16 protein-coding genes are annotated in these 24922 nt (G+C 64.0%); 5 read left to right on the top strand and 11 right to left on the bottom strand.

Features of this window, described 5'->3' with window-relative positions:
- Positions 1-445: 445 nt before the first annotated feature.
- Together Q5H92_RS02160 and Q5H92_RS02155 are read left to right on the top strand one after the other, a co-directional pair.
- Positions 446-10666 carry a T9SS type A sorting domain-containing protein gene (locus Q5H92_RS02160; RefSeq protein WP_305009823.1) on the top strand — a complete coding sequence of 3407 codons (10221 nt, stop codon included), beginning with the start codon at positions 446-448 and terminating at the stop codon, positions 10664-10666.
- Positions 10667-10811: 145 nt separating this feature from the next.
- On the top strand, positions 10812-11732 hold the full coding sequence (locus tag Q5H92_RS02155) for an NAD(P)/FAD-dependent oxidoreductase (RefSeq protein ID WP_305009822.1): 921 nt from the start codon (positions 10812-10814) through the stop codon (positions 11730-11732).
- A 149-nt stretch (positions 11733-11881) separates the two neighbouring features.
- Here Q5H92_RS02155 and Q5H92_RS02150 read toward each other — a convergent pair whose 3' ends face one another.
- Positions 11882-12436 (bottom strand): RNA polymerase sigma factor, encoded by a 555-nt coding sequence (locus Q5H92_RS02150; RefSeq protein ID WP_305009821.1) that lies wholly within the window; start codon positions 12434-12436, stop codon positions 11882-11884.
- Positions 12437-12876: 440 nt separating this feature from the next.
- Between Q5H92_RS02150 and Q5H92_RS02145 the strand changes: the two genes are divergently transcribed.
- Complete coding sequence (locus Q5H92_RS02145) at positions 12877-13590, top strand: alpha/beta fold hydrolase (RefSeq protein ID WP_305009820.1); 714 nt, start codon at positions 12877-12879, stop codon at positions 13588-13590.
- 87 nt (positions 13591-13677) lie between these two features.
- On the opposite strand, the gene Q5H92_RS02140 is transcribed toward Q5H92_RS02145, so the two are convergent.
- From Q5H92_RS02140 to Q5H92_RS02125, 4 genes are all read right to left on the bottom strand, one after another.
- Positions 13678-15987: a patatin-like phospholipase family protein gene (locus Q5H92_RS02140; RefSeq protein WP_305009819.1), complete on the bottom strand. Its 2310-nt coding sequence runs from the start codon at positions 15985-15987 to the stop codon at positions 13678-13680.
- 217 nt (positions 15988-16204) lie between these two features.
- Complete coding sequence (locus Q5H92_RS02135; protein WP_305009818.1) at positions 16205-17635, bottom strand: histidine kinase dimerization/phospho-acceptor domain-containing protein; 1431 nt, start codon at positions 17633-17635, stop codon at positions 16205-16207.
- 137 nt (positions 17636-17772) lie between these two features.
- A complete protein-coding gene (locus tag Q5H92_RS02130) occupies positions 17773-18465 on the bottom strand; it encodes a response regulator transcription factor (RefSeq protein ID WP_305009817.1) in 693 nt (230 codons plus the stop codon).
- Between the two features lie 141 nt (positions 18466-18606).
- Positions 18607-19455 (bottom strand): hypothetical protein, encoded by an 849-nt coding sequence (locus tag Q5H92_RS02125; protein ID WP_305009816.1) that lies wholly within the window; start codon positions 19453-19455, stop codon positions 18607-18609.
- A gap of 253 nt (positions 19456-19708) precedes the next feature.
- Between Q5H92_RS02125 and Q5H92_RS02120 the strand changes: the two genes are divergently transcribed.
- Positions 19709-20683 carry a hypothetical protein gene (locus Q5H92_RS02120; RefSeq protein ID WP_305009815.1) on the top strand — a complete coding sequence of 325 codons (975 nt, stop codon included), beginning with the start codon at positions 19709-19711 and terminating at the stop codon, positions 20681-20683.
- A gap of 195 nt (positions 20684-20878) precedes the next feature.
- On the top strand, positions 20879-21229 hold the full coding sequence (locus Q5H92_RS02115) for a T9SS type A sorting domain-containing protein (RefSeq protein WP_305009814.1): 351 nt from the start codon (positions 20879-20881) through the stop codon (positions 21227-21229).
- A gap of 12 nt (positions 21230-21241) precedes the next feature.
- Here Q5H92_RS02115 and Q5H92_RS02110 read toward each other — a convergent pair whose 3' ends face one another.
- The 6 genes from Q5H92_RS02110 to Q5H92_RS02085 form a co-directional block, all read right to left on the bottom strand.
- On the bottom strand, positions 21242-21616 hold the full coding sequence (locus tag Q5H92_RS02110; RefSeq protein WP_305009813.1) for a DMT family protein: 375 nt from the start codon (positions 21614-21616) through the stop codon (positions 21242-21244).
- Between the two features lie 160 nt (positions 21617-21776).
- Positions 21777-22754, bottom strand: a complete 978-nt coding sequence (locus tag Q5H92_RS02105; RefSeq protein WP_305009812.1) for a zinc dependent phospholipase C family protein — start codon at positions 22752-22754, stop codon at positions 21777-21779.
- Positions 22755-22913: 159 nt separating this feature from the next.
- On the bottom strand, positions 22914-23522 hold the full coding sequence (def, locus tag Q5H92_RS02100; RefSeq protein WP_305009811.1) for a peptide deformylase: 609 nt from the start codon (positions 23520-23522) through the stop codon (positions 22914-22916).
- 138 nt (positions 23523-23660) lie between these two features.
- Positions 23661-24086, bottom strand: a complete 426-nt coding sequence (gene ruvX / locus Q5H92_RS02095) for a Holliday junction resolvase RuvX (protein ID WP_305009810.1) — start codon at positions 24084-24086, stop codon at positions 23661-23663.
- A gap of 409 nt (positions 24087-24495) precedes the next feature.
- Positions 24496-24636, bottom strand: a complete 141-nt coding sequence (locus Q5H92_RS02090) for a hypothetical protein (protein WP_305009809.1) — start codon at positions 24634-24636, stop codon at positions 24496-24498.
- Positions 24582-24902 carry a PAS domain-containing protein gene (locus Q5H92_RS02085; protein ID WP_305009808.1) on the bottom strand — a complete coding sequence of 107 codons (321 nt, stop codon included), beginning with the start codon at positions 24900-24902 and terminating at the stop codon, positions 24582-24584. The genes Q5H92_RS02090 and Q5H92_RS02085 overlap by 55 nt, the downstream gene beginning before the upstream one ends.
- Between the last annotated feature and the right edge of the window lie 20 nt (positions 24903-24922).

The following is a 24922-nucleotide window of genomic DNA, read 5'->3' as shown; positions in this document are numbered from 1 at the left end:
AATTTATTTAAGTTTTAATATTAATCTGGTTATATATTGCGTACTTGCCCGTTGGTCAGTGACTTAACCATTAGAATAATTATTTTTGCCGAGAAGTGTCGACGCTTCTACAATTGGAGCCAACGGTTTATTAGATTGTGCTTTAGGTTTGGTAAGATTCATATTATTTCCTGTCTTTTTTAACTGAAACAATCTGCCGGAGCAAGCACCGGACTGGAATATAGAAATGGTAAGCAGCCTTCTCATTCATCCCCGCATTCGATGCATCTACCGACTGAGCGGCTTGGTTAAACGAAAAAGGCACCCCTTACAAAGGGCCAAAATTTAGTTTTGTAGCTGAATCATGCCCTTTTATAAGCTTGGGCCTCACTCCATCGAAGCAACACTTTTTAATTTTTTCACTTCTTTCCAACACGTAAGTTTTATGAGAGCATCCTTACGAAATGTGGCAGTCCCTCCCAATCGACGGGGCAGTCACACCACTAGGAAGCCGGCGTTGCAGCGCTGGCGCTTGGCGCTGCTAGCGCTATTGGCCACGTTCAGCCATGCGGCGCTGGCGCAAACGCCTGCGCTGGAGTTCGCGGCCAGCGCGGACAATCCAACTGGCAATGGTATTACCACAGGCAATCAGGTTATTACCTTTCAAAACAACATTGATAACCCCAACGGCAATACGTTTGCCGCCTACGTGCCTATCACCACGGCCACGTTCTCGCTGAGCAACCAGCAGTACACGGGCGTATCAACCGCTCGCATGAGCACGGGCACGGGGGTTGCCTTTGGTGCCAATGGGGGCACTGGAGGCATTGCTGCCGTTGCCGATGAGGTTTTCCCGCTAATGAACGATGTCGGCGGTTCGGTTGATGGCAACTACACGTCCGTATCGGGGGGAACTGACGGCATTTCGATAAATGCTAACCGCAGCGTGAGCATGCTGATGACTGCCCACGCGTTGGCCTACAATGCCAGTAGGAATCCGCGTTACCAGTATGCGGATTTGACCATCACCTTCAACCAGCCCGTTTCCAACCCGGTGTTGCACATCACCGGCATGGGCGGAACCTACGATGGCGGAAACAACGGTCTTCTGGGCTTTGCTGTTGACCTGGACCTGCTAACTGCGGGCGTGACGTTGTCGAAGTTGGACGGCCCGAATGAGTTTATCGTGACGAACGGCAACACGCGGATTCGCAACAACGCCACCGTCACCAAGGGTTTCATCAATGCGACCACCGGCTCGGGGGGCGCGAGCGGCTCGGTGTTGGTGAACACCACTGTCCCCATTACCAGTGTGTCTTTCCGGCTTTACCTGATTAATGACGGTAACGGCTCCCGGTGGCACCCACAGCCTGGCACCGCCGATGACAACATTCACGTGGGCGAAAAATGGCTGATGGGCGTATCGCAGCTGGCACCGGCCAGTGGCTCGGTGACCGGCTACGTGTTTGAAGACGTGAACTACGGCGGGGGCGTCGGCCGCAGCCTGGCCGCCTCGGGCGGAGTGGCCCGGCCCAATGCCCGCGTGGAACTCTACACGCCAGGAGGCGTCTATTTGGCGGCTACTACCACCGACGCCAATGGCCAGTACGCTTTCAGCGGCATCACCGCCGCGGGCAATTACACGGTGCGGGTAGTGAACAACACCGTCACCAGTTCGCGCGCCGGCTACACTTCGGCCCTGATACCTGTGCAAACCTACAACGGCGCCGGCACCGCTGTGGGCGGCGCCGACCCAAACAAGTACGACGCCGGCAACGGCACCACCGGCACCACCCTCGTTAGCCTGAACACGGCCAACACCATCGCCGAAAGCCAGGCCACGGTGGCTCTCAATGCAAACAGCACCGTTACGGGGCCGGACTTTGGCTTCAACTTCGATACCGTGGTGAACCCCAAGGACGTAGCCACCGTGACCGGCAACAACGCCCAGGGCACGCTGCGCCAGTTCATCATCAACTCGAACGCCCTGACGGGCTCCAACCTGTTGGCGCAGGCCGGCTTCTTCACCAACGCCGAGAACCTGGCCACGGGCTCGACCGCCGCCGGCCTGGCCGGCGTACCGCTGCCCGCCGGGCGCGAGACGAGCATTTTTATGATTCCGGCCTCGCTGCTCACCAACGGGGTGGCCGCCATCAACACGGCCGCCGTGCTGCCGCAAATAAACGGGGCCAACGTGGCCATCAACGGCGCGACCCAGACTTACAACATCGGCAACACTAACGACCGCCTGCTGGGCGCCGGCGGTAACGTGGGCACGGTCCCGGCCATCCTGAGCCGCCTCAACGGCCCCGAAGTGCAGCTGAAAGGCACGCGCACCGGCACCGGCCTGGAGTTTATAGCTGGGGCCACCAACGCCACCGTGCGCGGCTTGAGCATTTATGGCTACCAGAACCAGATTGGCGTGGCGGCGGACGTGAGCAACACGACCATCGCGCAAAACGTCATCGGCACCACGGCCATCAGCTTCTCCGACCCCGGCATGAACGTGCGCGGGACCGAGCAGGGCATTTACCTCAACAACTCCGACAACGGCACGGTGCGCAACAACCTCATCGGGTACAACGGCGGCATGGGCATCTGGGTATTTGGCAGCGGCAACGGGGCCAATGGCAACTCCATCGTTAACAACGAGCTGCGCGGCAATGCCCAAGAAGTGCTGGTGGGTAACTTCCCCACCGAGGGCCTGGTGTTTGACGGGCTGGAGCTGCAAGGCAACAGCACGGGCAACACCGTTTTGAACAACCTGATTACGGAAAGCCTGGGCCATGGCATCGACTCGTTCGGCAACGACGGCGTGGGTGGCAATACCATCACCGGCAACACCATCAGCAACAACGGCACGGGTGTGACCAGCAACCGCGGCGTGGAAGGCTCGGGCATCCGCATGTACGGCGCCACCAACACGACCACCATCTCCAACAACGTGCTGAGCGGCAACAACGGCTCGGGCGTGCTGGTGGAAGCGGGCGCTAACCTGGTGACCATTACGCAGAACTCGACCTTTGGCAACACCCGCCTGGGCATCGACATCCTGACCACGGCCGAGGGCAACGTGGCCGCTACCACCTACAACGGCGCTACCGGCACGGCCTCCAACGTGAGCATCAACGACAACGGCGACGGCGACACGGGCGGCAACGGCGTGCTCAACTTCCCGGTGATTACCACCGCCTCCGTGACGAGCAACGGCCTGCTGGTGCAGGGCTTTGCCCGCCCCGGCTCCATCATCGAATTCTTCACGGCCGACGGCACGGCCAACAGCGTGACGGCTAACCAAGGCTTTGGCCAGGGCCGCACCTACTTGGGCAGCGCCACCGAAGGCAGCGCCGCCGACCTTGATGGCGGCACCGGCACCTATACCAACCCGGTGAACGGCCTGAACCAAGGCACCGACAACACCAACCGCTTCTCGTTCCTCATTCCGCTGACCACGCCGCCGGCGGTGGGCTCAGCCCTGACCAGCACGGCCACGGTAGGCAATTCCACGTCCGAATTTTCGGGCAACGCTCCCGTATTGTCGGCCCTGACGGGCTACGTGTTTGAAGACGTGAATTACGGCGGCGGCGCCGGCCGGCCCCGCACGGCCACTGGCGCCGTGGGCCGCCCAGGTGCCAAGGTAGAACTCTACAACAGCAGCAACGCGCTGGTGGCCACGGCCATCACCGACGCCAACGGCCAGTACGCCTTCAACGCGCCGGTGGGTACCAACTACACGGTGCGCGTGGTAAACAGCTCGGTGATTTCGAGCCGTACGGGCGCCACTTTCACGGGCTCGGCCACGGCCGGCTACACCAGCACCCAGGTAGCGGTGCAAACCTACAACGGCACGACGACCGCCGTGGGCGGCTTCAACCCGACCTTTACCGACGCGGCCGCCAACTCCGGTACGCAGTCGCTCCTGGACCTGCGCACCGGCACGGTGACGACCGAGAGCGTGGCCACGACATCGGTGGTGACTGGCGGCACCAACGCCGGCCCCGACTTTGGCTTCAACTTCGACGTGGTGGTGAACCGCAACGACGCGGGCCAGGGCTCGCTGCGCCAGTTCATCAACAACGCCAACGCGCTGGGCGACGAAGCTTCGCTGACCCAGGCGGGCTTCTACACCAACGCCCAGGACCTGGCCACCGGCTCGACGGCCGCGGGCCGTGCCGGCGTGGCCCTGCCCACGGGCGTTGAAACGAGTATTTTCATGATTCCGGCCGCTAACCTGGCCGGCGGCGTGGCCACCATTACGCCCGCCACCTTCCTGCCGCAGATTACGGGCCCGAACACGGCCATCAACGGCGCGACCCAGACCTACAACATCGGCAACACTAACGACGTGCTGCTGGGCGCGGGCGGCACCGTGGGCACGGGCGCAACGGCCCTGAGCCGACTCAACGGCCCCGAGGTGCAGCTGGTGGGCAGCACCGGTGTGGCCTACGGTCTCATCGTGTCCGGCGCGGGCAGCCAGGTGCGCGGCATGGCGGTTTATGGCTTCGGCAACGAAACCGACAGCAACAACGGCGCGAACATCATCACCTCCGTCAATAACGTAACCATCGCCCAAAACGTGGTGGGCGCGACGGCCACCGCGTTTGGTGTGCCGCCCACGGCCACCAACGCCGACAACGTGCGCTTGGCGGGCGGCACGGCCGGCATCGTGGTGAGCAACAACCTGATTGGCTTCGCCAACGGCAAGGGCATCGCCATCAATGGCGGTGTGACCAACGTGAGCGTGACGGGCAACGAAGTGCGCGGCAACTCCCGCACTCGCGACAACCTCGACGGCCTCGACATCCAGGGCAGCAACGCCACGGTGACCAGCAACCTGTTTGCCGATAACTCGGCGCAGGGCATCGACAGCTACCGCTCGGCCGGTGGCAACACCATCACCGGCAACACGGTGACCAACAACGGCCGCGGCAACGCCGCCAGCCAGAACGCCTCCGAGCCCCAGGGTGTTCGCATCTACGGCGCGAATAACAGCATCAGCCAGAACGTTATTTCCAGCAACTACGGCTCGGGCATCACGCTGATTGGCAACGCCGGCGCTTCGCCGGTGACGAACACGCTCATCAGCCAGAACTCGATTTTTAACAACGGCAACGTGACCTCGCTCAACGGGCTGACCGCCTCGGGGGCCATCGGCATCGACCTGGGCGTGGACGGCAACAATGAGGCGACGGGCACCTCGCCCTACGTGACGCTGAACAATGCCAACGGCACCACCGGCGCCAACGGCCTAGTGAACTACCCAATTCTGCGCTCGGCCACCATCGTGGGCAGCAACCTGGTGCTGCGCGGCTACGCTAAGGCTGGCGCCACTATCGAGCTATTTACCGCCCAGGCCAACCCGGCCACCCCTAACGCTACGGGCGCTAACTTCGGCCAGGGCCGCGCGTTCCTGACGACGGTGGTTGAAGGCGTGGCCGATGCCGACGGCGGCACCAGCAACTACTCGGGCAACATCAACGGCTTTGCGCAGGGCTCCGACACGGGTGTGAACAACTTCACCTTCACCATTCCGCTGAGCAGCCTGCCCGGCGTGAGCAACGGCACGCTGCTGACCAGCACGGCCACGCTCGTGAGCGGTGCCAACAGCAGCACGTCGGAATTCTCGGGCAACGTGGCCGTGAACCTGGGCCCGGTGCCCAACACGCTCACCAACGTTAACATTCCGAGCAACAACGGCGCCACCGTGCTCAATCCCAACCTGAGCAGCTCGGTATCGGGCACGCTCCCGAATGGCACGGCCAACGCCATTCAGTACTACACCATCACGTCGCTGCCCGCCACGGGCACGCTGACTTACAACGGCACGGTGCTGACGGCGGCCAACATTGCCGCCACGCAGATTACCCCGGCCCTGCTGGGTACCCTGACCTACACGCCCACCTTCGGAGTGTCGGGCACGGTGAGCTTCACCTACACCTCGACCGACGGCAACAACGTGACGAGCGCCACCAACAACAACGGCGGCACCATCACCAACGGCCCGGCTACCTACACCATTCCGGTGGTGGACGTGGCCGACGTGACGACGGTGGTGACCGGCCCGGCTACGCAGAGCGCCGGCCAGCCTTCGGGCACCTACCTGGCCAGCTTCACCAACAACGGCCCCAACACGGCCGCCGGCGTGACGCAGAAAGTGACGCTGCCCGCGGGCGCTTCGCTGAGCGGCCAGCAGCAGTCCGACCTAGTGGCCGCCTACCCCGGCACCACCATCAGCGGCAACGTGATTTACTTCACCGGTGCGCCGGTGTCGTTAGCCAGCGGCGCTACCAACTCCTATAGCTTCGCTTACACCGCGCCCGCTACCACAGGCAGCACTACGCTGACCAGCAACGTGACCACCACCACCAGCCAAGGCACGGTGACGGCGGCGCCCGACTTCTTCAACCTGCCTATTACTGTGAACAGCGTGGCCGATGTAGTGGCCACGATTTCGGGCAACGGCCCGCGCAACGCCGGCGCTACCGCCACGTTCACGGCTACCTTCACCAACAACGGTGCCCAGACAGCTGCTAACGTGGTGCCCACCATCCAGCTGCCGGCTGGCCTGAGCAACGTGAGCATCACACCGCCCACGGGCTTGTCGTTCACCTACAACTCGTCCACGGGCCTGGTGACCTTCACGACCACGCCGACCGGCGGCACCATTGCCTCGCTGGCTCCCGGCGCGGGCAATGCCCTCACGGCCACCATTACCTACACCCAGCCCACGGGGGCGGTGACGGCTACGGCGGCCATCAGCACCACTTCGAACCAAGCCGGCCTCACGGCCAACGACCAGCAGTCGGCTACCATCAATGCCAGCACGGTGTTTGACGTAGCGACCACCCTGAGCGGCCCGACGACGGCCACGGCCGGCACCCAAGTGGCCTACAACGTGACCACCTCGAACAACGGCCCATCGGCCGCTGCTAACGTGGTGCAGACCATCACGCTGCCGGCTGGTGCTACCAACGTCTTCGTGACGGGCAATGCTACCATCAGCGGCAGCACGGTGACCTTCCCGACCATCGCCTCGCTGGCTTCGGGCCAGACGGTGAACAACACGGTGAGCTTCACGGCTCCGAGCGCCAACTACTCAGTGATGGCCAGCGTGACGCCTTCGACGACCGGCGGCGACACCGACGGCACCAACAACTCGCGCACGGTATCGGCTACGGTAGCAGCTCCGCCGGTAGCCACCACGTTTGCCAACGCCTTCGTAACGGTGGGCGTGGCCACCACGGCCGCTCCCGGCACGCCCGTAACGAGCGTGGACGCGGGTACGTCGGTCACCTTCACGGTGACGGAAGGCAACAACGGCCGCGACGCTGCCACGGGGGTGGTAACGCGCGTGGCCATTCCCACGAACCTGCCCATCACGGGCACCAATGCCCTGAAGATTGGCTTGAACGGCGCTACGCCTGCGGCGCCCACCAGCGTTTCGGGCACCCAGGCCACCTATGGCTCGGGCACGACGGCCATCACCTACGATTCGAGCACGGGCATTGTGACCTCGGGCACCACGACCACGCAGGCCACGGGCTCGGCCAACTACCAGACCTATGCGCTGGTGTTCAACGCCCCGACTTCGGGCGTGGTGACGGCCACGGCTGACGTGTCGACCACGACCATCGACAACGTGCTGGCCAACAACCTGGCCACTGCCCAAGTGACGGTGAACCCCGCCCTGACCGACGTGGCCACCAAGATGACCGGCCCCGCTTCGGCCACGGCTGGCCAGTTGCTGAGCTACACCGTGACGACGACCAACAACGGCCCCGCCCCCGCCAACAGCGTGGTGCAACTGGCCAACATCCCGGCCGGCCTGCCCGTGTCGGGCGCCAACGCTGTGCAAATCAACGGCGCGGCTCCGACCTCGGTAGCTACCGTGGCCGGCGTGACGACCGCCACCTATGGTAGCGGCACCTCGGCTATCACCTATAACCAGAACACGGGCCTCGTGACCTTCGCCAGCATTGATTCGCAGGCGGCCGGCAACACGGTGAGTAACACCATTGCCTACTACGCTCCGGCCAACGGCAATACCAATCTGACCAACACGGCCGAAGTGAGCACCAGCTCGCCGGAAGGCATCACGACCAACAACGCCGACGGCGTGGCCACCGCGCTGACGCCCGTGGCCGACCTGCAGGTGGCCATTCTGGGCCCGACCTCGGCCGTGCAGGGTGGAGGCATCACCTACACCGTGGTGACGACCAACAACGGCCCCAGCGTGGCTGGTACCGTGACTACTACCGTGCAACTGCCTGCCGGCCTGAGCGGCGTGGTGGTACGCGACGTGAACGGCTTGGTACTGACCAACAGCACCACGTCGGGCTATAACGCTGCCGATGGTGTGGTGCGCTTCACCGCGCAAACCAACCAAGCGCCCGGTACGCTGGATGCCAGCATCGGCTCCATCACCTTCGATGTTCCGGCCAACACCAACCTGATTCAGCCGACGGCAACGGTGGCTGTGACCGGCAGCGTGGTCGACCAGGTGGAACGCAACAACACCGCCACCCTGGCCACGGCCATCAAGCCGGCCACCTCGACGCTGATTGACATGGGCACCAGTGTAAGCGTAACCGTCCCGTCGGCCAACCCCGCTACGGTGGCCGTTGGCACCGCCGTAACGTTCTCGGTGAACACGCGCAACAACACTGCCAACACCACCGCTACCAATGTGGTGCAAACCCTGGAGCTGGTTGCCGGCCTGCCCGTAACCGGCACCAACGCGGTGCTGGTGAACGGCGCCGCCCCCACCAGTGTGAACACGACGACGGGCGTAGCCACCTACGCCGGCGGTACTACCTACGACCCCGCCACGGGCTTGGTGACGTTCGCCTACGCGACGTTCCCCACGGGCCTGCAGACGAACACCGTGACGGTGATTGCGCCCGGCGCTACGCCGCTGGTGGCTACCGCTGTGGTACGGGCCGACCAGTCGGAACCGGCTGGCAGCACCGCCAACAACACTGCCGTGCGGGCCCAGCTCGTGACGCTGACCCCGGACGTGGCCACGGCCATCACCGGCCCCAGCCAGACGATTGCCGGCGCGCCGGTGAGCTACACCGTGGTGACGAGCGTGGCGGGCCTCTCGGCCGTGAGTGGCGCAACCCAGACGGTGCAGCTGCCCGCTGGTGTGACGTCCTACTCGCTGAACGGCGGTGCCCCGGTGACGGTGGCTTCGGGTGCAACCATCAGCATCCCGGTGCCCGGTACCATCAACCCCGGCGCCGCCAACGCGGTATCGAATGTCATCAGCTTCGCGGCTCCCTCGGCGGCGTTCAACGTGACGGGTTTCGCTACGGCCACCGGCGACGCCGGCAACACGGGCAACAACACCGCGACGCAAGCCACGACCATCATCAACAAGGCCCCCATTGCGGCCAACGTGGTGAACACCCGTCAGGCGCCTCAGAGCAACTCGGCCAATACCGGTCAGCTGTTCATCTCGTCCCTGAGCGCCGCCGACCCTGAGGGCAACGCCATCACCTACACGGTGACGAAAGCCCCCGACGCGACGCAAGGCCGCCTTTACTACAACAACGCCGGTACCTACACGCTGGTGGCCGATGGCCAGACGCTGACGCCCACTCAGGCCACCACGCTGCGCTTCGACCCAACGCCGGGCTTCGTCGGCAACGCCCCGTTCCAGTACACGGCTACCGACGCCCTAGGCGCGGTGTCGAACACGGCCATCTACCTGGTGCCCGTGGGCTCGGATAACGCCGCTGTGTACACGGCCACGCCGACGAAAGGAGGCAACAGCAACCAGTACGCCAACGGCGATGTGCTGGCCTACGGCATCGACCCGAACGGCGCGGCTTACAACACGGCCGGACTGATTTACTCCACCACCGGCGGCGTGCCTGCCACCGGCACCGGCACCGTGAGCAACGGCATCTCGTTCGGCAAGCTGAGCGTGGCCGACTCGACCACGCTGGCCGGCCTCGGCATCCGCTATACTTCGGGCACGGGCCTGTTCACGGTTGTGGACCGCACCAAGCTGCCCCGCGCCGGCCGCTCTACCACGGTGAGCATCACCACGGTGGACCTGTTCGGTGGCATCACGGTGCAGAACTTCACGGTGGCCACGGGCAACAACCCGCTGCCGGTTGAGCTGACCGACTTCACGGCCACGGCGGTGAAGAACGTGGACGCCGCCCTTGTGTGGCGCACGGCTTCGGAGAAGAACAACGACCACTTCGACGTGGAGCGCAGCCTCAACGGCACGGACTTCGTGAAAATCGGCCAGGTGCGCGGGCAGGGCAACGCCTCGACCCCGACCGACTACAACCTGACCGACGCCGGCATCGGCCGCAAAACCACGGGCTTGGTGTACTACCGCCTCAAGCAAGTGGACGTGGACGGCACGGCTACCTACTCGCTGGTGCGCACCGTGACCTTCACGGCTACCGCCACCGCCGAGCCGGCCATCAGTCTGTTCCCGAACCCGGCCACTTCGACCACGCAGCTTGACCTGACCACCCTGCCCGCCGGCACTTACCAGGTGAGCGTGCTGGACGCCGCGGGCCGCGTAGTGCTGAGCGTGAAGCGTGAAGCCGGCATCGCCCAAGCCCTGGACGTGAACACCATCGCCAGCGGTACCTACATGGTGCTGGTGCGTGGCCAGAACAACGGCCAGGTCATCAACCTCACCAAGCGCCTCATCAAAGAATAAGGCAGCTTCCGGCCCGGCCGGTGATTCAATAAAAAACCCTCCCCACGCCGGGGAGGGTTTTTTTGTGCTCGTTTTTGCGGCGCCGGCCATAACCTGGGCGCCGTGCGGGCAGTTACAGCCCCCGACGTTCTTTCTTCTAAAGTTGATGCAATACGATGTCCTGATTATTGGCGCGGGCAGCGCCGGGCTCTCGGCGGCTCTCACGCTGGGGCGCTGCCTGCGCAAGGTGCTGCTGGCCGACGGTGGCCGCCCCCGCAACGAATGCTCGCCAGGCGTGCACGGCTTCCTCACCCGCGACGGCGTAGCCCCGGCCGAGCTGCTGCGCCTGGGCCACGAGCAACTGCGCCCCTACGATACCGTGGAGGTGCAGTGCCTGCGCATCGAAACCATCAGGCCGCAGGCGGGCGGCTTCGCGGCCACTGGCCGGGGCACCGCCGATGATGCGCCCGTGACCCTCACGTCCCGGCGCGTGTTACTGGCCACGGGCGTGACCGACGTACTGCCGCCGCTGCCGGGTTTCCGCGAGTTGTGGGGCATAGGGGTGCTGCACTGCCCGTATTGCCACGGCTGGGAGGTGCGCGGCCAGCCCCTGGCCGTGTATGGCCAAGGCCGTACCGTGACGGGCCTGGCCCTGCTGGTGAGCCGCTGGAGCCCCGATATTGTGGTGCTGACCGACGGCCCCGGCCACCTCACGCCCAACGCCCGCCGCCGCCTGCGCCGCCAGAAAATCAGCATCCGCGAAGAGCCCATTGCCCGGCTCATCGGCTCGCCGAAGCGGGAGCTGCAGGGCATTGAGTTTGAAGACGGTAGCCGACTGGAGCGGGCCGCCCTGTTTTTGCACGCGCCGCAGCTGCAGCGCAGCGCCCTGGCCGCCGATGCGGGCGCCCGCCTCACCAGCAAAGGCGCTGTGTGGGTCGATGCCGGGATGGAAACGTCCATTCCGCGCCTCTATGCCGCTGGCGATACCACGCCCGGTACTCAGCAAGCCCTGCTGGCCGCCGCCGATGGCAACCGCGCCGCCATCCTCATCAACGAAAGCCTGACGCGGGAAGAATGCCCGAAGTAACTCCCGACCAAATCTGAGCTAACCAAAACGGTCATGCTGAGCGCAGCCGAAGCATCTCTACCGCGCAAGTAATTAGGTTTACTGCTGCGGTAGAGATGCTTCGGCTGCGCTCAGCATGACCGTTTCTATGTTGGCCCGAATGCCGATTTCTACTTCGCCAGCTGCCCCAGCACCAGCAGGGCGGCGCGGGCGCGGGTTTTCACGGTAGCCAGCGGAATACCGAGCTGCTCGGCGGCTTCTACCTGGGTGCAGCCACCGAAATAGAGCAGGTCGATGACCTCGCGCTGCCGGGGCTTGAGGCGCAGCACCAGCTCGCGCAGCCCGATGTGCTCGGGGTTGAACGACACGGGGGCCGAGGCTTGCTGGGCGCTGCCTACTTCCAACGATTTATTGGCGCTGTGGAAGCGGTGCCGTGGGCTGCGCAGGGCATCGATGGCCTGGTTGCAGCACACCCGTACCATCCAGGTGAAGAGGCGGCCACGGCCGGGGTCGTAGCGGGCAATGCTGAGCCACACCTTCAATAACCCTTCCTGCAGCACATCCTGCGCCAGGTCTTCGTCGCGCACGAGGCGGAGAATGACGACGAGCAGGTTGCGCGAATAATGGTCATGGAGTAATCGTAGAGCCTGTTCGTCGCGGGCCAAGAGACGCTGCACCAGCGCTTCTTCGTCCGTCGCCGTCAGCAGCGCCAGAGTTGATTTCATGGATGGATGGAGACTGCCGCCCACCGGTAGACGGTGCGCAGCAGGGATTGTAATAAAGAGACAGTGAACCAGGATAGTAGTACGGGCTTATTGCAGATAAAGGCGGCGTAAGAAGTACGTAATTTATTTAAGGAATAATATGGCTGCCCTGAGCCGGGCTGCTGAATGAAAACAGGTAGTTGGGGCGCACTTACGGAAAAAAAATGGGCGCCGGTTTGCCTGGCTGCGAAAAAGCTTGATGCCGGTTGGCCAGGCGGGGCAGCCGGCGCTGGTTGGCCAAGGGCCACGCCCCGGCAGAGCGGCCGTGACGGCGGCCTTTATCGGTAGTCGTCCAGTGCTGCCGAACGCCTCGATTTTTGGGAAAGCGGCAAACAACCCGGCACTGGTTGCGCTTATTCAGGCTCGCCGCGGCCCTGGCGCCGGCGCTACTAGTTTTGTTTATGCCTCACACCATCATTGCCCTGCACTGCTGGGCCAGCGCGGGCCGCGAGTACGACCTGCTGCGCCCGCTGCTGCCCGCCGCCGCCACGCTGCTCACCCCCGACCTGCCCGGCTTCGGCGCGCAGCCGGTGCCGCCGGGGTTCGACTATTCGGTACTTGCTTACGCCGACTGGATTGCTGCCTTCATTGAGCAGCACGGAGCGGGCGAGTTCACGCTCATTGGCCACAGCATGAGCGGCAAAATGGCGCTGGCCCTAGCGGCGCGGCAGCCGGCGGGCCTGCGCCGGCTGGTGCTGCTCTCGCCCTCGCCGCCCGCCGGCGAGCCCATGACCGAGCAAGACCGCGCCGCTTCATTGGCCGCTTACGGCAAGCCCGAGGAGGCTGAAAAGACCTTCCGCAAAATCACCTGCCAGCCCTTGGCGCCTGAACTGCGCGCCCACGTCATCGCCGACAACCTGCGGAGCACCCAGCCCGCCTGGGACATCTGGCTGGAGCACGGCACCCGCGAGGACATCACCCGCCTGATGCCGCAGCTGGCGGTGCCCTGCCACCTGCTGGTGGGCGAGGGCGACCAAGCCATCACGCCCGCCAGCCAGCGCACGCTCACGCTGCCGCTGCTGCCGGCCGGCACGCCCTTCACTGTGGTGCCCGGCGCCGGCCACCTGCTGCCGTTGGAAGCCGCGCAGGCGGTGGCCGATGCGGTGCAGGGGTAGGAAGACAGAAAGGAAAAGCCAAAAAAGAACGTCATGTCGAGTTTGCCGAGACATGACGTTCTACAACTTCCCAATGCTACCCCGTTCCTATTCCAGCGCGCGGCTGCGGAACAGCAGGAAGCCCAGGTGCCCATACACGCCAAACCGCTCCGAAGGGTCGTCGTAGAAGCGGGCGTGCAGGGCCAGCGGGCCCACCGGCGTCTGGAAAATGAGGCCCGTGCTGGCGGTCACGCGCGGCCGGTCGAAGCCCGATTGACGCACGGCTTCCTGCAGGTTGCCTTGCTTGAGGGGCTGGCCGTTCACGTGCACGTACACTTCGGTGCGCCACTCCAGCTTCTTCAGGAAGGGCTGGTTGTAGCGCAGGCCCACGGCCGCGTAGCGCGACGAGCGGTAGGCATCCATAAATAGCGTGCGCGAGTCGGGCAGCGGGGCAAACACCGGCGACGTGGTTTGCGACGAGCGGTAGTTCGAGAACGTGCCCTGCGAACTCACCATCAGCTCGCCAAAATAGCCCCAGGCGTGGCGGTCAGCCTTCAGCCCGAAGTACCGCTCCACCGTGGCCCGGAACTGCAGCCACTCGCGGTGGCTGGTGCTGGCCAGCTGCTGGGCCGTGGAGCCGGGCGTGTACGTCGACTCGCCCGTCACACCGCGCAGCGTGTACACGTAGCGGTGGCCGCTGGTGGCGTACTGCTTGCGGTTGAGGGTGTTGCGGGCCAACCGCAGGGCGGCCGTGGCGCCCCGGAATACGGTGGCATCGAGCACGTCGGCCGAATTGATTTCCTTGGAATTGGTGTACTCGTCCTTGGTCACGAAGGTGGCGACATCGAGCAGGAAGCGGCTGCGGTAGGTGGGGCTGATGCCGAACTGCCCGCCCAGCTTGGTATCCTGCTGCCGCACCTGGGTGTTGATAACGTCGCGCCCGAGTACGCCGCCCGTATTCTGGAAATCCCACTGGTTATAGGTGATTTCGGGCTCGAAAAAATAGGCGTACTTGGCGGGAATGTTGACGCGGAACGAGCCGTGCGCGCCGTTGTAGAAGCGGCCCAGGCTCACATCGGCCGAGGCCGTGTAGAGCAGCCGGCGCAGGTAGCGGTATTCGATGCCGAAATACAGGTTGTCGATGGGCCGGTTTGAGAGCACGAAGCCTACCTCGGTGCTCACGTTGTTGTTGCGCTGGGCGTCCACGCTGAACACGTAGCCCTGCCGTGCCGCATCGTAGCGAATGCGCGGGTAAATGTTCTTGAAATAGTCGTCCGACGCCAGCCGGTAGTAGCCTTCCTCAATATCGTCGAGCGAATACTCGCGGCCGGATTTGCGGAAAAAGCGCGCCGCGTACTCGTTCTGGTCGGGCCGCAGGCCGTTCACTTTCACGTCGATGAAGCGCGGCTTGGGCGCCAGGCCCTGGAAAGCCAGCCGCCGCTTCTGCAAATCGGTCGAGTCGACGCGGCGGCTGATGCGGGCCTTAATCTTGGCCATGCTGCGCAGGGCGGCCGTGTCGCCTTCGGCAATGAAGTCCTTCACGCGGTCAAAATCGCCCACGCCCATGCCATCGAGGTCGGGCTGAATGTAGATGCCGTTTTTGCCCACGCTGCTCGTGTCGGCCACGCTTGTGCCCAGAAAAGCCACCGTGCTGCCCAGCAGCTGGTCGTCGTTTTTGGGATACTTTTTCATGGCCACATCGCCCACGTTTACCCCGATGATGATGTCGGGGGCGAAGGTTTTTTTCATGGTGCCGGTAGGGAAGTTGTCGTACACCGCGCCGTCGTAGTAGTACTTGCCGTCGAGGTTGCGAATAGGCCGAAACGCCAGCGGAAACGACATCGAGTTGCGAATGGCGTCCGACAGCGAGCCCGATTTCTGCTCCACTACCTGCCGCGTAAACACCTCCGAGGCCATGCAGCGGAAGGGCACAAACAGCTTGTCGAAATTGTAGCCGCTGCTGGCCGAGGCCGGCGCCAGCAGGCGGGCCAGGGCCAGGTTCAGGTTCAGGTCGTTCACCAGGTTGGTGCTCACCCGCGCCTTAAAGGTCGAGTCGATGGCAATGCCGAGCCGCAGCGCCGAAGGTGAAGGCTCAGCGGTGAGGAAATTGAACGTTTTACTCTCCAAGGGCTTGCCCGAAGTCCAGCGCTGAAACTCCGGGCTGAGCACTACCTGCTCAATCTCCTCGGGCGAGTAGCCGGCCGCGTACATGCCGCCCACCACGGCGCCCATGCTCGTGCCCACGATGTAGTCGATGGGAATGTGGTTTTTCTCCAACTGCTTGAGTACGCCAATGTGGGCCAGGCCCTTGGCCCCACCACCGCTGAGCACGAGGCCCACCTTCTGGGCCTGGGCCGAAAACACAAAAACACCTGCCAGCAGCAGCGCCAGCAGCATCCGGGAGCAGAAATGAACCATAAAATGCAGAAAAAGGGCATGGCCCAGAGCCGTGCCATTGCCGCTGGTACGCCGCGCCGGCCTCCTAGGTTTTTATCGGCCGAAAGCTAAAAAATGACTGGCCGAAACCTGAACGACGTAGGGGCAGGGCTTGCCCCCGCCCGAACGTTGAACGACATCGCTGCAGTTGCGCGCACATCCAGGCGGGGGCAAGCCCCGCCCCTACATCATTCTGGCTCTAAACCGGAAAGCCCAGCGTGACACGCAGCCGTCCCGCCTCCTCGGCCAGCGCCAGCTTCAAGCCCAAACCCTGCGCCAGCCGGCCGGCTATCCACAGGCCCAGGCCGGTGCCGGGCGCCAGCGGGTCGGCTTGGTACCAGGCGGTGGTTAGTTGGGCCAGGCGCTCTCCCAGCGGGGCTGCCAACTCGTTTTCAATGCTGACCACGGGGCCCTGGCCCGCGGCGGCCTGCAGGCGTAGCACCACGCCGGTGCCGGGCCGGGCGTGCTTGCGGGCGTTGTCGAGCAGGTTCAGTAGGAGCGTGGTGAGCTGGTCGACATCGGTTTCCACCGTGGCTTGCGCGGCATCGGTTTCCTCCGTGGGCAGCTCAATGGTGAGGGTGCGGTCGGCCGCCCGGAAGCGCGGCAGCTCTCGGTCGGCCAGCGCTAGCAGCAGCTCATCAAGGGCCACAGGGCGGCGGGCGGCGGGCGGAGCGGCCCCATTGCCCAGCCGGCCCACCAGCAGAAAATCGTCCACGAGGCGGCCCAGGCGGGCCAGCTCGGCATCGTGGCCGGCCAGAGCGGCGCGGGTGGCGGGCGGCAGGCTATGGTCGCGCCCGCTTACGTCGAGGCCGGTTTGCAGCGTGGCCAGGGGCGTGCGCAGCTCGTGGGCGGCAGCGGCCAGGAAGTTGGCCTGGGCCGTAGCCTGGCCGCGCAGTCGGGCCAACAGCTGGTTCAGGGTTTCGGCCAGTTCCTGCACTTCGTCGCCGGTGTCGGGCACGGGCAGGGGCGCAATGTCCTGGGCCTGCTGAATGCGGCGGGCCTGCGCGGCCATGCGCCGCAGAGGCCGCAGCACCACGCCCGCCACCAGCAGCGCCAGCGCCCCGGCCAAGCCCGCACTACCCAGCAGCCCCAGCCACAGCGTGCGTTGCACCCGCGCCAGGGCTTTTTCGAGGGGCGCGGCGGGGTGGGCCAGCCAGAGCGTGAGACGGCCAGTGGGCTCGGCGTAGTCGGCACCGGGGCCGGGTGGGGCGGCCAGGCGGGCCACGGCCACCACGCGGCCGTGCTGCAATTTGTGGCCGGGAGTGCCGGGCCGGGGCAGGCCGGCTGTGTCGTGGGCTGGCCAGCGGGCCGAGCGGAACAGCTCGCGGGCCGGCTGGCCCGGCTCCTCAAACACCAGGCGCATGGTTTCGCCGGTTTGGTCGGGCAGGGGCAGGGTGGGCTGCGGGTCGAGGCTGACGCGGGCCAGCAGCTGGCTGGCCCGCAGGCGCAGGCGGTCGTCGTCGGCGCGGGCCAGCAGGCGGCCCAGGCTGCGGTACTGGTAGCTGCCCGCCGCCAGCGTGGCCAGCCCAAACACCAGCCCGAACACCAGCAGCAATTGCCCGCGCAGGCCCAGGCGGAAACGGCGGTTTTTGGCGGGTGGGGTGGGGAAGGGAATAATAGAGGAGTCCATGATTAAAAGAACGTCATGCTGAGCGCAGCCGAAGCATCTCGCGTGCTTCTACTAATCAATGACGTTGCAACGATTGAGTTACTACCACACGCGAGATGCTTCGCTGCGCTTAGCATGACGTTTCTCTTAACCCTACATCACCCCGCTGCACCCGGCTCGCGCAGCCGATAGCCCTGCCCAATCACCGTTTCCAACAGCGCCGGCGCGGGCGCAAAATCCCGGTCCAGCTTGCGGCGCAGCTGCGAGATGTGCACCTCAATCACGTTCGAGCCCATGTCGTAGTCCACGTCCCACACCTTTTCGGCGAGGCGGGTTTTGCTCACCACGCGGCCGGCGTTGCGCAGCAGCAGCTCCAGCACTGCAAACTCCCGGTTGGTAAGATTCAACGTTTTGCCCGCCCGCGTCACCACCCGGCCCAGCGGGTCGAGCACGAGGTCGGCCAGGCGCAGGGCGTCGGCGCCAGCCGGCCCGGCGGTTTTGCGACCGATAATGTGCAGCCGGGCCAACAGCTCGTCGAAAGCAAAGGGCTTGCGCAGGTAGTCCACGGCCCCGGCTTCGAGGCCCTTCACCACGTGCTGCGTGTCGGTGAGGGCGCTGAGAATGATGACGGGCGTCTGAATCCCGAACTCGCGCAGGTTGCGCAGCACGTCGAGGCCGCTCTGACCGGGCAGCATCAGGTCGAGCAGCACGGCGTCGTAGGGCGTGGTGGCGGCTTGCTCCAGGCCCTCGGGGCCGGTGGTGGCCACGTCGGCCACGTGCCCGGCCTGCGTGAGGCCCTGCTGAATGAAGCCCGCCAGTCGGGCTTCGTCTTCGACGATGAGAATGCGCATGAAGGGAGATACGTAGCGTGGACTCTGCGAGTCCGCGCCTGGATGAACGAACGAAACCATACGGGCGCGGACTCGCAGAGTCCACGCTACGAAAAAACGGCGCGAAGTTTTGCTCCGCGCCGTTTACTCTCTTTAACCAAACTACCGCACTAGGTACTTCACGCCGCCCAGCGCCAGCGTCTGGGCGTGCACTACGCGCGGGGCGCTGGTGCCGGCCACGCGGGCCTCACCGGCCTGAGCGGTGCGCAGGTTGCCGGTGGCTTCCACGGCAGCGCCCACGGTCAGCTTGTCGCCGAGCTGCTCCAGGGCCGAGGGCGGTAGCTGCACCACGGTCTGGTCGCTCAGCACCACGCCCCGGACGCGGCCTTTGGGGTCGCGCCGCAGCTCCTTGATGGTGCCTTTGGCGGTGGCGGTTTCCGGCGTGGGCGGGGTGGTGGGGCGCACGGGCGGCGCGTCGTTGACGGTCTGGCTGCCGCTGGTCAGGCTCACGAAGCGGAAGTGGCTGCGACCGTCGGGGCCGGTGTGGCGCACGCCGCTCACCGTCACGGCGTTGCCGGCTTTGGCGGCGGCCTGCAGCTGCTGGCCCAGGTGGCGCGGGAAACGCACGGTATCCACGGCGCCGCTGGCGGGCTTCAGGATGAAGGCGTCGTACACCTGGTCGTCGTTGTTAGCCAGGTAGCTGCTCAGGGTGCCGCGCACGTCGGTGATGGTTTGCAGGCCGCCGCGCTCACCGCCCGGGCCGGGGCCGCGCTCGCCGCGGGGGCCGCCTTTGGGGCCGTGTTCGCCGCGGGGGCCACGGGGGCCGCCGGGGCCTTCCGGGCCGTCACCTTCGGCGGGCGGCGGCGGTGGAGTGGCTAGGTTGCCGGCCGTGGCTTTGGCCGATTTCGAAGTTTTGGTTTTGATTTTGGTCGTGGTCTGGGCATCGGCTTGGATGTGGCCGGCGAGCAGGGCGGCGGCCAGCAGGGCTACCGAATAAAAGGGCTTGTTCATGGGAATTATAAAGTTGGGGTTGAAAAGATGAATCGTTGGTGTCGGCGAGCTCCGGTTGCTCTTCCGACGATACAAAATTTCTACCGCGCCCTGAACCCGGGCTGAAGGCCACATTAATTTTTCTTCAGGTGTTTCAACCGCCGCTCAGCTACGCCGAAAACCAATGCTGAGAAATGCTTAACAAGCTGATTATTTAGTTTCTATATTGCTGGCAGGCTGCCGCGCCACGGCGGCCCCGATTCTTGCAAGGCTCATGAAAAACAACTACTGGCTACTCATTATCCTTTTTGCCTTCACGGCCCAGGGCCAAAACTTCCGCCCGTTCCGGCCGGGCCATTCCTACGAATTCAGCCAAGTAGGGAGCGATTCGCTCTACTCGTTTCGACTGGAGCGAAACGTTGACATTACAAGTGGCGACTCGGCGTATTCCTTTAACTACCGCGTTGGGCCCAACGTGGGGGCGTCGAGCCGCGCCAACTGCACCACCTGCCGCTACTCCGATAATCTTTTCGGCGGAGCCATGTGGGTCAGCAGTGCCAGCACCACGCAGGTCAAATATCTGCTGGTGTTTGGCGACTATTGGCTTACCAGCACTTCCTACCTGAAAATATTTGAACTCCGCCCCCGCGCCCCGCTCAATCAGCCGTGGACGCTGGACGTGTCGGCGGGCGGCGAAACGGCCCGCGTCACGGCGCGCGGCCTGGCCACGGTGCTGGGGCAAGTCGATTCGGTGGTAACCATCACCTCATCTGCCGGCAAAGTGTGGCGGCTTAGCAAGAAAAACGGGTTGATTGAAGGGCCTTCGCTGCGCGATGCGCGGCTGCGGGCCGCCAGCCGGGTGCGGCAGTTGGTGCTGAGCGCGGTGCTCAGCCGCCGCCTAGGCACCGCGCAGCTCACGCCCCAGGCCATCTATAATTTTCAGCCCGGCGATACATTCTGGTACAACAGCCACGAGTTCAATCTCAACACCCCCACGCCTTCGCCCGTCATCTACAATTATAATTACGTGGATAGCGTGCTCACGCGGACGGTCAGCCGCACGGGCGATACGCTGACTTATCGCATCTGGCACTGCGCCCCCACCCGGCAGACTTATGGCCAGGTTACTACCTTGGTCGTCTCCAGCCAGACGATGCCTCACCTTGCCTACGGTACCGGTGAATACGTGCCCGACGGGCCGCGGCTGCGCACCGGCGGGGTGCTGCGCGATGCCAGTCGCTCGGCGTAGTGGAACCAGCGAACTGTCTGGCGTTATGATGGCCGCTATAGTTGGAGTGGTGGCAGTTTCAGCACTCCGCCCAACGACTCGGTATGCCTGCAAAGGCCAATTGCCGACGGTACGCTATTTGAAACCTATGCCGCCGGGCTGGGGCAAACCAATAGCTCTTCCCAAAACACCAGTTGCTGCTCGCAGGGCACCGATTTGATTGGCTACCGGAAGGGCGCCGAAACCTGGGGCCAAACGCCGCGCCTGACTTGCCGGCCCCTGGCTACAATTGCCAGCCGCCCAGCCGCCACCACGGCGGCGTTTCCCAACCCGTTTGGGTCCGAATTGTCGGTTGCTTTCATCCTAGTGCATTCCCAAACGGTGGCCCTCACGCTGCACGACGGCCTGGGCCGCGCGGTGCTGGCCCGGCCGGCGGCGCCCCTGCCGGCCGGCCAGCAGCAAGTAGCACTGCCTACCGCCGGCCTGCCCGTGGGCGTGTACAGCCTGCACCTGCGCTTTGTGGGCGAAGGCCGCACCGAAGTGCTACGGGTGGTAAAAACGCAGTAGCCGGGCGCGCTTTTACCACTTCTTGAAAATGACGTACACCGCCGCCACCAGTAGCACGAAGCCGGCCACATGGTTCCAGCCCAGCTTGTCGGTTTTGAAGATGAACACCGCGCACAGCGTGAACACCGTGAGCGTAATCACCTCCTGAATGACCTTGAGCTGAAACAGGCTGAACGGCCCGCCGTTTTCCACAAAGCCCAGCCGGTTGGCCGGCACCTGGAAAATGTACTCGAACAACGCCAGTCCCCAGCTCACCATGATGACGCCAAAAATGCCCAATTTGGCAAACCAGGCCATTTTTTTGAACAAATGCAGGTGCCCGTACCAGGCAAACGTCATGAACAGGTTGGAAATGGTGAGGAGCAGGAGGGAGTAAACGCCTTTCATGAAAAGGGAAGGAATTTCGAAGAGAATAAGAACGTCATGCTGAGCTTGTCGAATCATCTCTACTGCTGAAGTAACTCAATCGTTGCAACAAAGCGGTAGAGATGCTTCGACAAAGCGGACGCCAGATGAGCATGACGTTCTTATTCCTCCTTCCTCACCGCTACTCATCGTGCCCCGGCGCCGACACGGCGGGCTTCACGGCCAGCTCTTTGGTTTCACGCTCCAAGCGCAGCTGTTCTTTCTCCGATGGCGTGCGGGGCAGTTGGCTGAGGTCGGGTGAGCCACCATCGACCCAGCAGGTAAACCAGAAATCGCCGATGAGCGAGGCCGCGTAGCGCATCTGCCGCTCCACCTGGCCGTTGAGCTTGGCGTGGTAGGCCCGGCTGAACTCGCGCGAGTAGGCCCGTACGGTATTATTACCGCGCTGCTCGTAGCCGTATTTCTGGTCGCCCGACATCTGGCCCGTGAGCTGCCGCTCGAACAGCAGCACTGAATCGACGGCCGCGTGCGAGCGGATAACGGCCGCCCAAATGGCGTTGGTGGGGTTATCGATGTATTCGGCCTTGCCCGTGAACAGGTCGTAGTCGGCGCTCAGCAGCTCGGGCAGCCGCGACTCCCACAGCCCGTGAATGCCGCGCTGGCCCGTGAGCTGGCCGTTGTAGTTCTTGGTGGTGTGCAGCGGCACGCAGGCATCGGCCACGTAGTGCCCCAGGTCGGCCGAAAGGCTGAGAATGCGGTCGGTATCCTTGGCCTTGAAGGCGGCCGTAAGCTTGTTTTTCATGGCCACCACGTTCCAGGGCACAATGCCGTGGCGTTGCAGCGAGTCCTCGCCGTAGCGGGCCACGGCGTCGGCGTACTTGCGCGGCAGCTTGTACTCGGCGCTGTCGCCGTAGCGGTCCACGTCGAGGAAGTGCTTGGGGGCCTCGTCGGGCACCACCGTGCGGCGCGAGTCGGGCCGGGTGGCGTTCACCGTCAGGTAGTCGATATTGGCCTTGTAAAAGCCAATCATACCCGGCGGCAAGGTGTACACCGCCAACCGGTTGAGCAGCCGGTGGCCGAAAAACCCCCACGCCTGCGCCCGGTGGGCAATGAAAAGCAGAGGCGCACAAATGAGCAGTAGGTAACCGTATTTTTTCACGGCTAACAAGATACGGACTTGGCTGTGTAATTCATTAAAAACGGTCATGCTGAGCGTAGCTGAAGCAGCTCTACCGCGCAAGTAATTAATTACTTCTGCACGCGAGATGCTTCGGCTGCGCTCAGCATGACGTTCTATTCTTTCGCTCTGCTAGCACAATTACCGCCGCTTGCCGTCGCCGGCAAACTTCATGCGGTAGTCGTGCTTCACGTCGCCCTTGCTGATGCGGGCCAGCTTGCCCTTCAGCAGCTGCTTCTTGAAACCCGAAAGCTTGTCGGTGAAAAGGATGCCCTCCAGGTGGTCGTATTCGTGCTGAATGACCCGGGCAGCCATATCCGAAAAAGCCTCCTCGTGCACCTGTCGGTTTTCGTCCTCATAGCGTAGCACAATGTCGGCGTGGCGCGTCACCAGCTCGCGCACCCCGGGAATGCTCAGGCAGCCTTCCTCGAAGCCCCACTGCTCGCCGGTTTCGCTCACCATCTGCGGGTTGATGAAGGCACGCTTGATGCCGGCCTCGGGCACTTCGCCTTCTTCCAGCTCGGCCAGGTCTTCTTCGTCGAGCTCCACCATAGGGGTCGTATCAATCACGAACAACCGAACGGCCTTGCCAATCTGGGGCGCCGCCAACCCCACGCCGTTGGCCGAATACATGGTTTCGTACATGTCGGCAATCAGCTTCTGCAACTCGGCGGCGGGCAGGTCGGCGGGCAGGTTCTTGGCTTTGGTTTTCAGCACGGGGTCGCCGATGGCGACAATGGAGTAAATCATGGTAAAAGGGACTATATGGCTGTCATGCAGAGCGCAGCGAAGCATCTTGCCCGCAGTCACTAATCAATGTTGCTGCAACGAAGCGGGCAAGATGCTTCGCTGCGCTCTGCATGACGCTTTTTTTAATAACTAAACAGGTTACACTTCCCGCATCAGCGGCGATTCAAGAAAAGACTGGAGAATAATAGTGGCGCTGATGCGGTCCACGGTGGCTTTGTCGCGGCGGGCCTTTTGGCCGAGGCCGCCGGCCAGCATGGTGGCGTGGGCCATGCGCGAGGTAAACCGCTCGTCGAGCTCGTGAATGGGCAGTTCGGGCAGGGCGCGGCGCAGGGTGCGCAGCAGGCCTACCACGGCGCTGGTCACGTCGGTGGGCTCGTTGAGCAGGGTGCGCGGCATGCCCACCACAATGGCCCGCAGCGGTTCGCGCTGGTGGTAGGCTTGCACGTAGGCCACCAAATCCTTGCTGTGAATGGTTTCCAGCGGCGAGGCAATCATGCACAGCGGGTCGGTCACGGCGAGGCCCACGCGCTTGTTTCCGTAGTCGATGGCGAGGATGCGGGGCATGGGCGGGCAGGGGAAAAGAAAGTCGGGCGGCCGATGCCCAACGGAGCGCAAAGGTACTGCGGCTCCGCGGTGCTTGCCGCCACCCACTCGGCCGGCTCAGGACCGGCGTTGGAGTGAGTACTGGCAAACGCGATAGGCAGCGGGCTTAAATTATTAGCCATAGTATCGGCTCGAATAGCCCCTTCCCCATCACCCTGTTTCTGGCGCAACTCCCCACCATGAAAACTGCTTTACTGCCGCTGCCCACCTACGGACTGTCCCTGCACACCTAGGCAACGTGGCCGGGCCGCTGGTCGTTTTTGTGCCCGGCAATCTGCTGCGAGCTCTGGCCTTGTAATACCTGGTCGAGCACCTGCCGCTAGCGGGCGCTCAGGGGCGGCTGGGCGGTGGGGGGTACCAACTCATCGAGTCACTGCTGCAGCTCGGGGTGGGTGCCGTGGAAGGACACGTCGTCGGGGCGCTTGTGGTGGCTGATGTTGGTGAAGGTGCTGCCGGCTACGGTGGGCGTACCATCGGGGCCGAAGTCGAGCGAAAAGTTGTGGCGCAGCACGCGCAGGTGTTGGCCGGTCTGGTGGCGCAGGCGGTAGTCGGCGGTGAAGACGTGGCCTGCCCCAGCAAAGGGGCGTCGTCGGGGTGCACGCGGCTGTAGAGCCAGGCCAGGATGAAATCGGCGGGCGGGCAGCCCAGCAGCGCCTGCACCCCCGGGCTTACAAAGACGTGCTCCAGCACCTGCAGGTCGAGAACGAGCATGAATTGGTTTTGGAGCAGGTACTGGGCCATGCGGCGGCCCGCTTCGGCGGCGGTGGGCAGGGCCACCGGGGTGCTGCCGGCATGAA

The organism is Hymenobacter mellowenesis (assembly GCF_030581005.1).
Classification (GTDB): domain Bacteria; phylum Bacteroidota; class Bacteroidia; order Cytophagales; family Hymenobacteraceae; genus Hymenobacter; species Hymenobacter mellowenesis.
Note: the sequence above shows the minus strand (reverse complement) of the source record. Positions and strands in the feature narration are given on the sequence as shown.

What these genes read in the sequence shown, in the direction of transcription:
- Q5H92_RS02155 (WP_305009822.1), top strand. Translation starts at nt 10,812, where the DNA reads ATGCAATACGATGTCCTGATTATTGGCGCGGGCAGCGCCGGGCTCTCG.
- Q5H92_RS02150 (WP_305009821.1), bottom strand. Translation starts at nt 12,436, where the DNA reads ATGAAATCAACTCTGGCGCTGCTGACGGCGACGGACGAAGAAGCGCTG.
- Q5H92_RS02145 (WP_305009820.1), top strand. Translation starts at nt 12,877, where the DNA reads ATGCCTCACACCATCATTGCCCTGCACTGCTGGGCCAGCGCGGGCCGC.
- Q5H92_RS02140 (WP_305009819.1), bottom strand. Translation starts at nt 15,987, where the DNA reads ATGGTTCATTTCTGCTCCCGGATGCTGCTGGCGCTGCTGCTGGCAGGT.
- Q5H92_RS02135 (WP_305009818.1), bottom strand. Translation starts at nt 17,635, where the DNA reads ATGGACTCCTCTATTATTCCCTTCCCCACCCCACCCGCCAAAAACCGC.
- Q5H92_RS02130 (WP_305009817.1), bottom strand. Translation starts at nt 18,465, where the DNA reads ATGCGCATTCTCATCGTCGAAGACGAAGCCCGACTGGCGGGCTTCATT.
- Q5H92_RS02125 (WP_305009816.1), bottom strand. Translation starts at nt 19,455, where the DNA reads ATGAACAAGCCCTTTTATTCGGTAGCCCTGCTGGCCGCCGCCCTGCTC.
- Q5H92_RS02120 (WP_305009815.1), top strand. Translation starts at nt 19,709, where the DNA reads ATGAAAAACAACTACTGGCTACTCATTATCCTTTTTGCCTTCACGGCC.
- Q5H92_RS02110 (WP_305009813.1), bottom strand. Translation starts at nt 21,616, where the DNA reads ATGAAAGGCGTTTACTCCCTCCTGCTCCTCACCATTTCCAACCTGTTC.
- def (WP_305009811.1), bottom strand. Translation starts at nt 23,522, where the DNA reads ATGATTTACTCCATTGTCGCCATCGGCGACCCCGTGCTGAAAACCAAA.
- ruvX (WP_305009810.1), bottom strand. Translation starts at nt 24,086, where the DNA reads ATGCCCCGCATCCTCGCCATCGACTACGGAAACAAGCGCGTGGGCCTC.